The following is a 15,396-nucleotide window of genomic DNA, read 5'->3' as shown; positions in this document are numbered from 1 at the left end:
GTTATCAAATAAACATGACTTATGAAAATCGAAAGTCTATTTTTTTTCTTTGCCTTATTTTCTTCGTATTTTCTACATGCCCAAGAACTAGTAGAGAAGAAGATTTTCAACAGTCCGTATGGAAAGGATCCGCGTCAAATTATGGATGTCTTCTTGCCAAAAGATAGAGACCAAAATACGCCGTTTGTTATACTCATTCACGGTGGCGCATGGACAACGGCTTCAAAAGAAAATGTAAGAGAATTTCAAGACTCCTTATTTAATCATGGTATTTGTGTTGTTAGCATTAACCATCGGTATGCTAGCGAAACTATTCATTACAATGAATTGCTATCAGATGTAGATTTAGCTTACCGCTATTGCGCTTCACGGTCTTCAGATTGGAAAACTAGAAGCACTGGTTTTGTAATGGCTGGCGTCAGTTCCGGTGGTCATCTAGCTTTACTTTATGCATATACATCGAAAAACAAGATAAAGGCGATAGTAGAATTCTCGGCGCCGACGACTTTTGTTGACTCTTCAGTAATAAAGTACACAGAACGCATAGGGTTAAAACCTGTGATAGAAAAAATTATGGGAATTCCTTACTCGGATGACAGGCCTTTAGATTCAGCTTATTTTTTGATTAGTCCTACACAACAAATAAAGAAAATTCCAACACTTATTATTCACGGCCAAGAAGATGATGTCGTGCAATTTGTACATGCTCAAACATTGGCGGATTCCTTACTGTCAAATGGAGCCATCCACAAGTTAGTCCCAATTCCGAACGCAGGTCACGACATCAATAAGGAAAAGAATGATCGCGACAAAATTTATGGCGAAGCAGTGGCATGGATAAAAAAATATGGGAAGTAAACCAGTAAGATTATGAAAAATACAGCAATCACATTTCTGCTGCTCGCTATTTCAATAGCCGCAGTAGCTCAACACAAAGGCGAGGTAAAAGAGTTAACAGCGCAAGAGGTAAGCGACAGGCTAATAGAGACCTACGCACCGTTAGCTTTTTCACCAATCAGCCCAATAACGCTTGAACAAATAAAATTGTTGAGGGCACAAGAGCGCGCGATGCCAATTCCTGTTTTGACAAATTCCGATAGTGTAGATGTTGACTATGTTAATATTCCGGGTTTATTGGAGAACGATCCACCAATTCCCGTTAGGATTTATAAACCTAAAGGAGTAGATTCTGCATCCATTTTTTTGTGGTTTCACGGCGGTGGATTCGTTCAGGGAACCCTGAACTGGGATCATCAATCCTGTGCCAATATTGCGCAGCATACAAAATCTATCGTCATATCTGTAGATTATAGGTTGTCTCCGGAAAGCACCTATCCTGCTGCAGTTAACGATGGATATTCTGTTTTTTTATGGAGCATTGCCAATGCAAAAAAACTAAAAGCCAATCCCAAAAAAATTGCTGTTGGCGGAGGCAGCGCCGGAGCTTCAATCGCCGGCAGTTTAGTTTTAATGAACAGAGAAAAATCAGGTCCACCAATTTCGTTTCAAGTTTTGTTCTTTCCTGCTGCTGACGTGGATCTTTCACGAGCTTCGGTGAAAGAGCTTTGGAATATCCCCGGAATAAAGGGTGCAGATATTCCAGTTCTGTTCGAAATGTATGTTGGAAACTCCGATTTAAAAAATGTGCCGGAAAATATTTTACCAGGAATCACCTCCAATTTTAAAAATATTCCCGCAACTTATTTGGTGACTTGTGGTGTCGATCCGTTGCGAGATGGGGCTTTAGCATATGGAATAAAGCTAATTCAAAGTGGCATTCCTGTCGAACTTCACAATTATCCTGGATACCCACACGGAGCTTTGCCAAACCGAATGTATCCTGAGTTATATTCATTTATGAATGAATATTTCAAGGACTATTACCAAAAACTTTAACTCTACCAGCATGATTATCACATCCATTCAATCAATCTGCAAAATTGGAATTTTACTCATTCTTCTTTCCTTATCGCAACATGTACTTGCTCAAACACACGCTTTCTTAGGAACAATCGTTGATGAAAACGGAAAGCGTATTACGGGTGCGACAATAACTAATGAGAAAGGAGATTTGGTTTTCTTCTCAGACTCCGAGGGTAACTTCTCGTTTAGAAACGCCAACGCACAAGTTATTGTTAAGGTTTCTTACATTGGCTATAAAACCCAATTGTTTACGCTAACTTCTGGCAAGCATGCGAACATTACTTTAGTTGAAGACATCAATAAATTGGACGAAGTTTTTGTCACTGGAACATTTGATAAGCGGACACGCATGAATGCATCTGTGGCCATTAGCACACTCGATGAATCCTTAATTGAAAATCAAGTGCTCACGAGTGCTGCAGATCTTCTAAAAAATGTTCCCGGTGTCTTCGTCAATTCGTCTTTGGGAGAAATCAGGAACAGCGTGGCAAGCCGCGGGATAACGGCAGGAACACAAGATGGAAGTTTCGGGTATGAATATGTTTCCATGCAAGAGGACAATCTCCCAGTAACGAACACAACCTATGTAAATTACGGCCCAGATTTTTTTCTGCGACCCGACGCTACGCTATTCAGACTTGAGGCTGTACGGGGAGGCACCGCCTCTATTGCAGCGGCAAACGCGCCCGGAGGAATATTTAACTATATTTCTAAGACTGGGGGCAAAACTGTTGAGAGCGAAATCAGATTAAAATATGGCCTAATGGATGGAAGTGGCCACAGTTATGCACGCGTAGACGCCAATACGGGAGGACCAATTGCGAATAATTGGTATTACAATGTTGGTGGTTTTTATCGTTATGATCAGAGCGGACGCTTCGCTGGATATCCTTTAAATAATGGTGGTCAATTGAAAGCAAATATCGTTAAGGAATATGCAACCGGCAAACTCAAATTTTTATTCAAATACCTAAATGATAAAAATGGCTATGTGCAATTTATGCCAACAACAAACTATTCAAATCCAAAACCGGCTAATGGATTCGACATCAATTCAAGTGTGCTTATGCCAAGAGTAGACTATACCTCTCCAAACTTTATTCATGGGGGCGAATAAATTTTAACCCAAGCAATCTGGTTAAAAGCGACTATCGATCAGCAGGTTTGAACTGGGAACAAAACTTAGGAGACGGATGGAAGTTCCAAAATGCCCTTCGATTTTCAAAAAATAATATTCTATATAACACGCCAAGTACGATCACAACAATAAGTGCGACAGACTATGTCAGCTACTATTTGTTAACTGGCCTAGAGGGTTTGGGAGTCGGAAATTATTCCTATAAAAATGTCAATACCGGAGAAGAGGTCATGAACGTAAGCTCTGCTATTGGTTCTAACGGCTTACCCGTGTATACTGTAAATAACAATAATCTTCCCGGCCAGGATTTATTAGAAAATGGCTTATTCGCTATAATTTTTGGGAGTTATCAAAACAAGGTAAATGAAATTGTTGACCAATTTACCCTACAAAAAACAACTGATAATATGACCTATACCATTGGTGGATACTACGGCTATTCGGATGTCGATCGATATTCAGGAATTGATGGAATTGCTTTGGGCACTATTCAAAATCGGCCCGAACAACTTTCGTTAACCTTCACAGGAGCAACTTTGGGCGGTACAGCTGGCGAACACATGGTAACAAATGCTGATGGAATTGGGCAAGCAAATGGTGACAACGGGACTTCCCTAAATTTTAAAGCAACCCAAAAACAAATGGTCTTATTTTTTGGCCACACATGGAATATCGATGATGAATTCACCTTTGATTGGGGTTTTCGTTACGAGAATGTGGGCGTTTCAGAGCAGAACGAACGAGCCTACATGAAAACGGGAGTTCAGGGCGGCGTTGATGGCAATCCAAATACGTTTTATGATTACAATACCGTGGATAGAATTACGTCTGTGTCATTCGATCGGCGGCTGCATAGCTTTTCATTCTCTGGGGCCTTAAATTATATGTTTAATGAAAATTGGGCTTTATATGGACGCTATTCCCAAGGACAAAAAGCGCCGGACTTAGATGTCTATTTTGCGGCTAATCGCGAAGAAACAATCGGGCTGTTAAACCCCCAAAAACGAACTACGAGACAAGTTGAAATGGGTTTAAAAGCTCGTTCGGGAAAGATCAATTTATTTGTAACGCCCTTTTACAGCATATTGAGTGGCGTTCCTAACAGTCAGTTCTTGTCTTCCGAAGATGGCGGGTTTTATACGCCAGAGATGTTATATGGAAAATACAGAACTGTAGGAGTGGAATTAGAAATGGAATACTCGCTGAACTCACAATTAAGCATAAGAGGAATTGCAACCTTCCAACGCTCAAAAATCGTTACCTTGGAATCTTGGGCGGGGAACAATCCTGGTCCAGACGACGACACGAAGATTTCATTTTCTGGCAACGAAACAGACAATACTCCCAGGGCGATTATTAACATAAGCCCAACATATTCGCTAAACAAATGGTTTACGTCAGCAACTTGGTCTTATTTAGGTCAGCGACAAACAAATGTCGGGAATGTATTTGTCCTTCCAGGATTCTCTCAATTTAACCTATCGGCCGGATACGGCTTTAATGAAAAAATAAATTTATCCTTAAACGTAAACAATATTTTCAATAATTACGGTGTCATGAGCTGGGTTCGGCCTGGTGGAATTTTAGAGGTCATCGAAGGCAATAACTCATTCACTAGTGAGCAATACGAACAAGCTGTTTCGAACAGTACACCTTTTTCAACGATATCTATTCAACCTAGAGCCATCTATTTAACAACAACTATTAAATTCTAGGCGACCTCAAACAAAAAGCTCCTCGCAATAATCTGCGAGGAGCTTTTTGTTTATTTAGAAAAGAAACCGGCGCTTAAGCGTTGACTTCTTCTTTATATTGATCTGCGGACAACAAAGCGGCAACATCATCCGGATTTGATAATTTCACGCGGATAATCCATCCTTCGCCATAAGCGTCTGAATTTACTAATTCCGGAGAACCGTCGATCGCTGCATTAATTTCTAATACAGTAGCAGTAACAGGCATAAATAAATCCGAAACTGTTTTTACGGCTTCAATTGTACCAAAAACCTCGTTAGCAGCAACTTCGTCGCCTACTGAATTGATATCTACAAATACGATATCACCTAATTCACGTTGTGCAAAATCGGTAATCCCGATAACAGCCTCATCACCTTCAACACGAACCCATTCGTGATCTTTTGTGTACTTTAATTCCGCTGGAAAATTCATATTAATTGTTTTTTTCAAAAATAGAATTAACTAATGATAATACAAAAGTTAAATGTAATTTTATCGTATGAACCAGCAACTTGAACGCCTATTTTTAATCGCAGAAAAAAAAGAACGTCTGATTATTGGACTAATGTCAGGCACATCGCTCGATGGTCTCGACATTGCCTTATGCAAAATAAGCGGAAGTGGAAAACGAACGAAATTAGCATTAATCGAATTTAAAACGAGTCCGTTTGATGAAGAATTCCGAAATTCCGTTCGCTCTGTGTTTGCGAAAAAAAATGTGGATTTAGAGCTTCTGTGCCAGCTGAATGCATCGGTTGCACTGAAACATGCGGAATTGATCTTGGAAGCATTAAAAGAATGGAACATCCTTCCGCAGGCTGTTGATGCAATAGCCTCACATGGTCAAACGATTTACCACGCACCGCAGCGACTGACCGGAAATCTGCAACAGCCTAACAGCACTTTGCAGATTGGCGATGGCGACCATATCGCTGTAAAGACAGGAATTATTACCATCAGCGATTTTCGTCAGAAGCACCTTGCTGCTGGTGGCGAGGGCGCTCCTTTGGCGGCTTATGGCGACTACCTGCTCTTTTCTGACGAACGAGAAAACCGCATTCTATTAAACATCGGCGGCATTGCTAATTTTACTTTTTTGCCTTCGGCAAATACTAACCAACAGGCCTATGCAACAGATGTTGGTCCAGGAAATACGCTGATGAATCAATATACGTTAGCTCATTTTGGGAAAGAAATGGATGAGGATGCGCATATTGCAAAGCAAGGAAAAGTACAGAACGGTCTTTTGTCAGAACTAGAAAGCAATGTGTTCTTTTCGGAATCCTTTCCAAAAACTACCGGACCAGAATTATTCAGTCTAGCTTACTTGCACAACGCGCAAGAAAAGTCAAACAGTTCTGGTATTCCGCATGAAGATGTATTAGCTACGCTTTGCGAATTTTCAGCAAATTCCATTGTCAATAGTATTTTAAAGCAAGTTCAGGGATTGGAAAATGTTTGTATCTACGTAAGCGGAGGAGGCTTGCATAACCCGCTTTTGATGGACAAAATAAGAGCCGGGCTGAAAGCCTATCCTGTTGAATCTTTCGAAAAACTGGGATTAAATCCTGATGCGAAAGAAGCTTGTCTTTTCGCTTTGCTGGCGAATGAGACCCTAGCAGGCAAACCCGAAAATGTACAACAGATAAAAGATTCACCGGCTGTCTGCATGGGGAAAATTAGTTTTCCTTAAAAAGTAAAAAGTAAAAATTCAAAAAAGCGGAAAGACTTTCATGGGCAGATAATAGTGGGACAAACCGCAACACAATAATATGTTTGCTGAGAGCTCCTCGAAACTCCGTGGAACAATCTTTAGTAAAAAGGCAGGACGTTTTTGTAGCTCTTCGTCTTTTCTCAATAGTTCTCGCTTCGGGGGTTAGGGGAAATTTTTTATTGATCCAAAGCCTGATGGATAAATAGCTTAAAAGGATACATGCTTTCACAAGCATCGATTACATTTTGCATGGCTTTATCGGAGGTCAAATCCTTTTGCTCTAATTTTTTATAGAGAATAAAACTCTTCAATTTCAATTGCTCAATGTTTTCGTTTTCTGCATCATATCCAGCCGGAGGACGTACCAATTTATCTTCAGAAGAAAGATCCTCCACTTGCCAGCCACCTTTCTTCAATGCCGTTTTCATGGCTGCCGAATTATAGTCAATTTCTTGGCGAATAAGTTCCAAATGCAGTTTTTCTGGTCGCCAATAACCACAAGCGATAAAGGACTTTTCAGGCTCAATGTGAAAATAATATTCTGGTCCAGCTAATTTTCTGCCGTCTAGCGAAATTCCGGCCGAGAACCAGGTTTTATACGGATCTTTATTTTTAGAAAAACGGACATCACGATAAATGCGAAACAAGCATTTGGATGCCACAATATCGGTAGTGATCTGCGGGTCAAATTTCGACAGTTCCACAATCATCGCCGTAATAAAATCTTTTACATTCTGATGCGCATCATCATAAAGCGCCTTATTTTCTTGAAACCACTCTCTATTGTTGTTTTTTGTAAGCTGTTCCAAAAAGTCAAACGTTGATCTTTTAATGTTCATTAGACAAAAATTAAAAATAAATAGACCAGAGGTGTACTGATTAAAAGGCCATCAAAACGATCCAATAAACCGCCATGACCTGGCAAAATTTTACCCGAATCCTTCACATTCAAACTGCGCTTCAGCATCGATTCCACCAAATCGCCCAGCGTTCCGAATGTGCTGATGATCAAAGCAATGCACACCCAATGAATTTTCGAAATGGAACCAAAATATTGATGCAAATTTAAAGCGACGACCGCAGCCAAAATCAATCCGCCGATAAAACCTTCCCAAGTTTTATTCGGTGAAATGCGTTCGAATAGTTTTCTTTTCCCAAAACTCCTTCCTGCCAAATACGCTCCCGTATCATTCGACCAAAGGATGATCAAGTACCCGAGTGGCAAAAATGGATTATAAACCCCTGAAATAAAACCCAACGCAATAAAAAATACAAATGGAAAAGCCGCATATAGCAGGCCAGAAAGCGTATAGGAAATATCGTTGAATGGTAATTCTCGTTTTTGAAATAGGGGCAAAATAAACGTCAGCGACAGGAACGGCAGTCCCAATAAAATAAATTTTCCCTCAAGATAACCAAGGAAATAAGTCGATACCAATCCTGAAAAGACAACAGCAGAGCCAACTCCAAGAATTTTTAATGGTTTGATCAATTCCGAACTTACCAATGTGTAAAATTCATAGGTGCTCCAGGCAGCTAAGATTGAAAAAAAGAGAACAAACGAAATATCTCCAAGCAAAATAGCACCAATAACGACCGCGATAAAGAAAAATCCGGTAATTGCTCTAGTCTTCATCCCAGTTTAAACTTTTTTCACTTTCAAACTCTTCAATAATTTTTTCTGCTTGCGCAACCAAACTATCACTGACATAAATTTCGATTTTACCGAACAAATAAGAAGAGTCCTTTTTATTCATCACGACAGTTGGAATATCATTTTGCTCTAAAAGCTGTTTTAAAAATTCGCTTTTAATTTCGTTCGTATATGTTCTGACTTTCGTCCAATTCTTCTCCATGCGTGGGCTGTTTTTTATTCGATAATTTAAAGATGAGATAGCCGAAAGCTATGCTCAGAACTAAGCTTGCAATATACACAAATATAGAGTAGGAATCCATAGACATCAAATCTTGATAGGTTTTTCCTTGCTGCGCATAATAAAAAGCGATGATCGTAACGGATGCATTATTCACGAAGTGGGCAAATATCGGAGCCCAAATGTTGTTTGACCAGAGCATAAGGTATCCAAAAAAAACACCCAAAATCATCCTCGGAAAAAACCCATAAAATTGCACGTGGATCGCGCTAAAAATAATGGCCGTAATAAAAATTGCCACATGCGGATTAATAACAATACGTTGTGCGATGTTCTGCAAAACACCGCGAAAATAGTACTCTTCAACAATTGCGGGAATCAATGCCATCACGAGCAGGTTTGCGAATAGACTGCCCCAGGAAGTTACCATCACTAAACGTTCGGTCAGCCCAGCCATTTGGTCTTCCTGTGTCTTCATCCAGGTTTCAAGAGCTTCAAATGATTTTGGCAAGGTCATGTTCATGTTCCATTCACCAATGATTCCCATCAATGGGCTGAACGCAAGAAGAAATAAAAACACAAGCCCATAGATTGCGGGGGCCGCGCTGTCTTTTGGAAAATAAATCACTTGGTCTTTTTCAATCCGCTGCAGAAAATAGGCAGGAAGAAAAAAAGTTCCAATACTTCCGCAAGCTAGAAAAAGATAGAGCGCCCATTCGCTCTCAATAGAACCGAAGGAGAATGTCTGACCATTAGAAACAAAATTGTGCAGCGACCCAGATCTGATTATCTCAATTAGAACAAGGGCTATTGAAACAAAAACACTAAGTGCAAGCGTCAAGATCAAAAGTATCATCAATGAATACCAAGGGCTATTTGGCTTTTGTTGCATAATTCTTCTTTAAAAAATTTTACTTTTATACAAAGATAGAGTTTATAAACCTCGGTCTATCTTTAAAACAAGTGTAATTAAAATTAATCGTTTTTTTTCAAAAATAATTTATATCCAGACTATGGAAAACAGGAGAGATTTTATAAAAAAGGCTGGTCTATTAGCTGGTTCCTTTGGTTTATTTAGCCAATTGCCCGCTTCGATCCAAAAAGCTTTAGCTATAAATCCAGAATTAGGCTCTACTTTTTTAGATGCTGAGCATGTCGTATTGCTGATGCAGGAAAATCGCTCGTTTGACCATAGCTTCGGAACTTTGCAAGGCGTTCGCGGATTCAACGATCCGCGCGCGATCAGCTTGCCCAATAAAAATCCGGTTTGGCTTCAGTCCTATCGCGACGGGAAAACTTTTGCGCCATTCCGCCTGGATATTAAAAATTCCAAAGCGGCTTGGACAAGTGATTTACCCCATTCTTGGGAAAATCAAATGGCCGCTAGAAATAACGGAAAGCATGATAATTGGCTAGAAGCTAAACGCTCCGGAAGAAAAGATTTCAACGGTTTACCGCTTACGCTAGGCTATTACATACGAGAAGATATCCCATTTTACTATGCTTTAGCAGATGCTTTTACGATCTGCGACCAGCATTTCTGTTCGTCCATAACCGGGACAACGACCAACAGGCATTTCTTTTGGACAGGAACCTGTGTACCCGAAAAAGGAGCAAAGCCTTTGGTCCGAAACTCGGATACCTATTACAATAAATTGGCACATTGGAAAACGTTTCCCGAGCGCTTAGAAGAAAACCATATTTCCTGGAAGGTCTATCAGAATGAGATTTCGTTGCAAAATGATCTGGACGGAGCTGCGGAGCCTTGGCTTGGAAATTTTACCGACAACAATTTGGAATGGTTTGCAAACTATCAAGTTAGGTTTAAAAAAAGCCACCTCGATTTCTTGCACAAACGCATTGCACAACTTCCAAACGAGATTCTAGGCTTGGAAAACGAGATAAAAGCAACCGCGAATAAAGACATTCAAAAACCTCAAAAATCGCTTAAACAGAAGCAAGAACAGCTCGAATCTTACAAAAGAGAAGTCATGGATTTTAGCGAGGAAAAATTCAACTCTCTTTCATCCTTTCAAAAAGCTTTGCATCAGAAAGCCTTCAGCACAAATGAATTAGATGCAACTTATCATTCGGTAGAGACGGTTAAAATCGACGATCAAGATACCATTGTTCCCAAAGGCGATGTGCTCTATCAATTCAGAAAGGATGTTCAAGACAAAAAATTGCCGACGGTTTCTTGGTTGGTTGCTCCGCAAAATTTTTCCGACCATCCTTCGGCTCCCATGTATGGCGCCTGGTATGTATCCGAAGTTTTGAAAATCTTAACGGATAAACCGGAGGTTTGGAAGAAAACCATTTTCATTATCAATTACGATGAAAATGATGGCTATTTTGACCATGTTCCGCCATTTGTTGCTCCGAACCCAAAAGATCCAGATTCTGGAAAAACTTCTTCAGCGCTAGATTATTCTTCTGAATATGTATTTAAAGAACAGGAATTAGCAAGTGGCGTAGCCGAAAACCAGGCGACGGAAGGACCTGTTGGTTTGGGTTATCGCGTTCCTTTGTTAATCGTTTCCCCTTGGTCAAAAGGAGGCTGGGTGAATTCTGAAGTCTGTGATATTACCTCGACTTTGCAATTTCTAGAAGTTTTCTTAAATAAAAAGTTCAACAAGGAAATATTCGAAGAAAATATCAGCTCTTGGCGAAGAAAAATAACTGGCGACTTAACTTCTGCCTTTCGGCAATATCAAGGTGAAAAAATTGACCTGCCATTCTTTCTTGACCGCAATCAGCAAATTGCAAACATCAATGCAACAAAAGAATTGCCCGCACCAAATGGCTTTAGACAATTTAATCCGAATGAAATAAGCGACATTCAACAGATGCCTTTGCATCATCCGTTATTGCCTAAGCAAGAAAAGGGCATACGTCCTTCCAATGCCTTGGCTTATGAGCTGTACATTGACGGACGACAACAAGAAGACAGCATTGCCTTGAGTTTTTCTGCTTCGCAGAATTTCTTTAAAGAGAAATCCTTGCCTTCGCCGTTTTTAGTGTATTCAGGAGAGAAACATAAAGACGGGGTTCGTTCTTGGACATTTGCTACAGATATAGCCTCCATAAATTATCATTGGCCACTAACGGACTTTGACAACAAGCATTATCAATTAAAAGCTTATGGTCCAAATGGTTTTTATCGGACTTTTCTAGGAAATGATAAAGACCCCGATCTATCAATCTCTTGTCAATATGCAATCGATCAAAAAGGCATTCCGACAGGAAATATTGAATTGAAACTTAAAAATAATTCCGTTTCTGAAACGATAAAAGTTGCTGTTTTAACGAATGCTTATCATAATTTTCGCAGAGAAGAAAAACTTGCACCACAACAGGAAGTATCAATCTCGATAGATAACCAATCGAGTCACAACTGGTATGATTTTTCAGTAAAACTGCCAGACTATCCATTATTTGAACGTCAATTTGCTGGACGGGTAGAAACTGGCAACGACAGCAAAACGGATCCGCTTATGGGAAGAATTTAAGTTTTAAAAAAATGGCGTCAACTTTTGAGTTGACGCCATTTCTCTTGCTATCGATTCGCTTAGTTTACGCGGATCGGGTCAGCTGGCTTAATGATTTCCTGGTATTTGTAGGTTTTCATTTCTTCCAGCAACAATTGAATTGTTCTTTCCAATTGCGGGTCTCTTCCTTGCAATAATTCTTTTGGAGTCTGTTCAACAAAAATATCTGGAGCTACACCTTCGTTTTCGATAATGTAATTTCCTTTTAAATCAAATACACCAAAGTTTGGAGAGGTGATTCTTCCACCGTCCAATAGAGGAGGGTAGCCAGAAATTCCAACCAAAATTCCCATTGTGGTACGTCCAACCAATTTTCCTAATCCTTTGAATCGGAACATGTAAGGCATCATATCGCCTCCAGAACCCGCATTCTCATTGATGATCATCGCTTTCGGTCCATAAATTCCATTTCCTGGAGTCGTAAAGCTTTTTCCGTCACGAATTCCCCATCCTGCGATTAATTCTCGGGACAGCAAATCAATTACATAATCCGCAACTGAACCTCCGCCATTATTACGCTCATCAAGCAATAACGCTTTTTTGTCCATCTGAGAGAAGTAATATCTATTGAATGACGTATATCCTTCTTGACCCGTGTTTGGCATGTACACATACGCAATTTGGCCATTACTTGCCAAATCTACTTTCTTGCGGTTATTTTCAACCCATTCTGTACGGCGAAGAGCGATTTCGTTTCCAAAAGATATTGGTTTAACGACGACATCTTTAGCGCCATCAAAACTTGGTTTTGTGTTCACTTTTATGGTTACTTGCTTATCAACTTTGAAATCAAATAATTTATAGATATCGGTGCTTTCCGTCAATTCTACGCCATCAACAGAAAGAATGTACATTCCTTCTTTGACATTCAACCCTGGCTCAGCCAAAGGCGCTTTGAACGAAGGATTCCAATCCAAACGTGTATAAATTTTCTTAATGCGGTATCTTCCTTTGTCGATTTCATAATCAGCGCCCAATACACCTGCGTTAACAGACGGCGACGATGGCTCATCACCCGGGTAAATGTAGTTGTGTCCAACGACCATTTCTCCCATCATTTCGTTGATTAAGTAACCTAAATCCGAACGGTGATTCACATAAGGAAGGAATTTCTCGTATTTTACTTTGACCGCATCCCAATCCGCACCATGCATGTTCTCTACATAGAAATACTCTTTTTGCAAAGCCCAAACTTCGTTGAAAATCTGCTTCCATTCAGCCGCAGGATCAACCAATTGTTTGATGTCTGTTGTTTTGATTTTTCCAGCATCGCCAGCAGGCTTTTGGCCAGCATTATTGATAAAAAATCCAGCTTGCGTTCCGTACAGCATTTTCTTACCATCTGCACTAACCGCGAAACCGTTTGCATTTTCAACCAAAGATTTCTCTTCTAATTTCTCCAAATCGTATGCATAGATTGTTCTTCCGCGCATATACATCAAGGATTTATCAACTGAACCATCCAAACGGTAATACCCCGCAGGAAGATCTATCGCTACGATACGGTTTTGAATATTATCGAAATCTACTTTAATCGGAGTAACTTTTTCTTTTTTAGTTTCCTCTTCGTCTTGCTTATCGCCTTCTTTTTTGTCGCCTTTCTTAGTCGTTTTCTTTTCGTCTTTTGGCTCTTCCTTTTTCTTCTCAGGAGCCGCAGGCTCTTCCGTCACTTTCTCCTCATCGCTTTCATTTTTGAAGATAGATGGTGTTTCGCTTGACAGAATAAACGCATACACATTGTACGATGGACTACGCTCATAAGCCGACATGTGTAAGCCTGAATTCGTCAAACCTGTGTTCGTGCTCGCTGTGAAAAACAAATATTTATTGTCTCTCGTAAAAGTAGGACTGCTGACCTCACTCATTCCGTCAGTAATCTGCGTAGATTTCTTGTTATCCAAGTTATACATGAATATCGCAGAAACGCCATTTTTCAATGTTTTTGTGTATGCGATCCATTTAGAATCAAATGACCAGCTTGGTTGGAATGGATTGCTTGTGCGTCCTAAACTCGAACCGTCATAATCATTATCGACCTGAACAACTTGCTTTGTATCGATATCCACATAAAATAAATTTAAATGCGCATCGCTATAAAACAATTTCTTGCTGTCTGGAGACCATTCCGGTTGGAAATAAAAGTTTTTATCTCCTAAAGAAATGTAAACAGGGGCGTCGCTCGCCTTTTGGTCACGAAGAACCAATTGGTATTTTCCGCTAACATCCGAAATGTATGAAACCCACTTTCCGTTTGGAGACCATGACGGGAACCGTTCGTGCGATCCAGGAGAATTTGAAATGTTTCTTGCGTCGCCTTTTTCTTTAGGCACTGAAAAAATTTCGCCTCTTGCCTCAAACAAAGCGCGCTGTCCTGTCGGAGAAATGTTCCAGCCGCGAATGCCAGCGCTCATTTCATCGTAATGCGTTCTTTTGTACAATGCATCCGCATTAACCGAAATAGTCAATGCATTGCTGTTTTTTGAATCTGTGTTTAAGATATGCAGTTTTCCTGCATATTCGTAAGTCAATTCGTTTTTACGACCTTGTAAAGTACGAACATCATAATCCGTGTAATTCGTTAACTTCTCAACTTTTTTAGTTTTCACATCATAGCTGAAAATGTTGACGATTTTATCTCTATCAGAAAGAAAATAGACTTTACTTCCTAACCAGATTGGTTTTACGTCATTTGAACGTTCACCTGGAACGACTTGAATATCATGCGATTTGGTGTCAAAAATCCAAATCGATGGCATTCCTCCGCCTCTGTATCTTTTAAAAGCTACGCGGTCACGCTCGGTTGGGTCTCCATTTTTGATGTAAGCCCAAAATTTTCCGTCTTCTGAGGGAGAACCTTGGTACGCCTCCGGCATGATTAGTGCCTCATCGCGACCTCCGTTGATGTTGGTTTTGTATAGTCTTGAACCCAACGAGTAATCAAATTCGCGAGACGTTGTAAAATAAACTTCGTTGTTGTTTAACCATCCACGCAAAACATCCGATGCTGGGTGATGGGTGATCCGTCTTGGCTCTCCACCATATACCGAAATCACATACACATCCGTATTTCCATCGTAATTTCCTGTGAATGCAATTTGGCTTCCGTCAGGAGAAAAAATAGGATTCTGTTCTACGCCCGGATTAACCGTTAAACGTCTTGGATTGTTTCCGCTTTTTTCGGCAATCCAAATGTCCCCGCCATAGACAAAAGCGATATGCGTGTCGCTGATTGTCGGATTGCGCAAAAGCAATGTTTCCTGCTGCGCCAACAGCTGAAAACTCGCACTAATCAATAGCACGAATGCAGTCAAAATTTTAGTGTATATATTCATTTTTAGATAATAATTCATAAAAATAGCCATTTGCGTCAATCAAACAGCTTTATAGCAAACTTGTTGCAATAAAACCCTAATGAGTAACATTCAAATGGAATGAAAATCATTAGGGTTCTTTTTGGTCAAA

At 40.0% G+C, this 15,396-nt stretch carries 12 protein-coding genes; 6 read left to right on the top strand and 6 right to left on the bottom strand.

What is annotated here, in order from left to right; genetic code table 11:
- Positions 1-21 precede the first annotated feature (21 nt).
- From C4F49_RS10580 to C4F49_RS10565, 4 genes are read left to right on the top strand one after another with little or no spacing between them, the layout of a single operon-like run.
- Positions 22-858 carry an alpha/beta hydrolase gene (locus C4F49_RS10580; protein WP_196935818.1) on the top strand — a complete coding sequence of 279 codons (837 nt, stop codon included), beginning with the start codon at positions 22-24 and terminating at the stop codon, positions 856-858.
- A 12-nt stretch (positions 859-870) separates the two neighbouring features.
- The gene (locus tag C4F49_RS10575; protein ID WP_196935817.1) at positions 871-1,896 is read left to right on the top strand and encodes an alpha/beta hydrolase; all 1,026 of its coding nucleotides are present in this window, start codon (positions 871-873) and stop codon (positions 1,894-1,896) included.
- A 10-nt stretch (positions 1,897-1,906) separates the two neighbouring features.
- Positions 1,907-3,040: a TonB-dependent receptor gene (locus C4F49_RS10570; protein WP_196935816.1), complete on the top strand. Its 1,134-nt coding sequence runs from the start codon at positions 1,907-1,909 to the stop codon at positions 3,038-3,040.
- A 47-nt stretch (positions 3,041-3,087) separates the two neighbouring features.
- Positions 3,088-4,776 (top strand): TonB-dependent receptor domain-containing protein, encoded by a 1,689-nt coding sequence (locus tag C4F49_RS10565; RefSeq protein WP_196935815.1) that lies wholly within the window; start codon positions 3,088-3,090, stop codon positions 4,774-4,776.
- 73 nt (positions 4,777-4,849) lie between these two features.
- On the opposite strand, the gene gcvH is transcribed toward C4F49_RS10565, so the two are convergent.
- Positions 4,850-5,230: a glycine cleavage system protein GcvH gene (gene gcvH / locus C4F49_RS10560; protein ID WP_196935814.1), complete on the bottom strand. Its 381-nt coding sequence runs from the start codon at positions 5,228-5,230 to the stop codon at positions 4,850-4,852.
- A 67-nt stretch (positions 5,231-5,297) separates the two neighbouring features.
- On the opposite strand from gcvH, the gene C4F49_RS10555 reads away from it, so the two are divergent.
- Positions 5,298-6,491, top strand: a complete 1,194-nt coding sequence (locus C4F49_RS10555; RefSeq protein WP_196935813.1) for an anhydro-N-acetylmuramic acid kinase — start codon at positions 5,298-5,300, stop codon at positions 6,489-6,491.
- A 197-nt stretch (positions 6,492-6,688) separates the two neighbouring features.
- Here C4F49_RS10555 and C4F49_RS10550 read toward each other — a convergent pair whose 3' ends face one another.
- The 4 genes from C4F49_RS10550 to C4F49_RS10535 are packed head-to-tail and all read right to left on the bottom strand — an operon-like array spanning position 6,689 to position 9,278.
- Entirely contained in the window at positions 6,689-7,351 is a 663-nt protein-coding gene (locus C4F49_RS10550; RefSeq protein WP_196935812.1) for a DUF2461 domain-containing protein, read from the bottom strand.
- Positions 7,351-8,148, bottom strand: coding sequence for a phosphatidate cytidylyltransferase (locus C4F49_RS10545; protein ID WP_196935811.1), 798 nt, complete (start codon positions 8,146-8,148; stop codon positions 7,351-7,353). Before C4F49_RS10545 ends, C4F49_RS10550 begins: the two co-directional genes overlap by 1 nt.
- On the bottom strand, positions 8,138-8,368 hold the full coding sequence (locus tag C4F49_RS10540) for a putative signal transducing protein (RefSeq protein WP_196935810.1): 231 nt from the start codon (positions 8,366-8,368) through the stop codon (positions 8,138-8,140). The genes C4F49_RS10545 and C4F49_RS10540 overlap by 11 nt, the downstream gene beginning before the upstream one ends.
- Positions 8,322-9,278, bottom strand: coding sequence for a CPBP family intramembrane glutamic endopeptidase (locus C4F49_RS10535; RefSeq protein ID WP_196935809.1), 957 nt, complete (start codon positions 9,276-9,278; stop codon positions 8,322-8,324). Before C4F49_RS10535 ends, C4F49_RS10540 begins: the two co-directional genes overlap by 47 nt.
- Positions 9,279-9,399: 121 nt before the next feature.
- Here C4F49_RS10535 and C4F49_RS10530 point away from each other — a divergent pair, with 121 nt between their 5' ends.
- The gene (locus tag C4F49_RS10530; RefSeq protein WP_196935808.1) at positions 9,400-11,895 is read left to right on the top strand and encodes a phosphocholine-specific phospholipase C; all 2,496 of its coding nucleotides are present in this window, start codon (positions 9,400-9,402) and stop codon (positions 11,893-11,895) included.
- Positions 11,896-11,954: 59 nt separating this feature from the next.
- Here C4F49_RS10530 and C4F49_RS10525 read toward each other — a convergent pair whose 3' ends face one another.
- Positions 11,955-15,266: a S41 family peptidase gene (locus C4F49_RS10525; protein ID WP_196935807.1), complete on the bottom strand. Its 3,312-nt coding sequence runs from the start codon at positions 15,264-15,266 to the stop codon at positions 11,955-11,957.
- Positions 15,267-15,396: the final 130 nt, after the last annotated feature.

Origin of the sequence: Sphingobacterium hungaricum (assembly GCF_015210005.1) — a bacterium.
In the GTDB taxonomy this organism is placed as follows: Bacteria; Bacteroidota; Bacteroidia; order Sphingobacteriales; family Sphingobacteriaceae; genus Sphingobacterium; species Sphingobacterium hungaricum.
Note: the sequence above shows the minus strand (reverse complement) of the source record. Positions and strands in the feature narration are given on the sequence as shown.

Excerpts from the sequence above, each read along its gene's own strand:
- C4F49_RS10580 (WP_196935818.1), top strand. The coding sequence starts at position 22 with ATGAAAATCGAAAGTCTATTTTTTTTCTTTGCCTTATTTTCTTCGTAT.
- C4F49_RS10550 (WP_196935812.1), bottom strand. The coding sequence starts at position 7,351 with ATGAACATTAAAAGATCAACGTTTGACTTTTTGGAACAGCTTACAAAA.
- C4F49_RS10525 (WP_196935807.1), bottom strand. The coding sequence starts at position 15,266 with ATGAATATATACACTAAAATTTTGACTGCATTCGTGCTATTGATTAGT.
- C4F49_RS10570 (WP_196935816.1), top strand. The coding sequence starts at position 1,907 with ATGATTATCACATCCATTCAATCAATCTGCAAAATTGGAATTTTACTC.
- gcvH (WP_196935814.1), bottom strand. The coding sequence starts at position 5,230 with ATGAATTTTCCAGCGGAATTAAAGTACACAAAAGATCACGAATGGGTT.
- C4F49_RS10530 (WP_196935808.1), top strand. The coding sequence starts at position 9,400 with ATGGAAAACAGGAGAGATTTTATAAAAAAGGCTGGTCTATTAGCTGGT.
- C4F49_RS10575 (WP_196935817.1), top strand. The coding sequence starts at position 871 with ATGAAAAATACAGCAATCACATTTCTGCTGCTCGCTATTTCAATAGCC.
- C4F49_RS10545 (WP_196935811.1), bottom strand. The coding sequence starts at position 8,148 with ATGAAGACTAGAGCAATTACCGGATTTTTCTTTATCGCGGTCGTTATT.
- C4F49_RS10555 (WP_196935813.1), top strand. The coding sequence starts at position 5,298 with ATGAACCAGCAACTTGAACGCCTATTTTTAATCGCAGAAAAAAAAGAA.
- C4F49_RS10540 (WP_196935810.1), bottom strand. The coding sequence starts at position 8,368 with ATGGAGAAGAATTGGACGAAAGTCAGAACATATACGAACGAAATTAAA.
- C4F49_RS10535 (WP_196935809.1), bottom strand. The coding sequence starts at position 9,278 with ATGCAACAAAAGCCAAATAGCCCTTGGTATTCATTGATGATACTTTTG.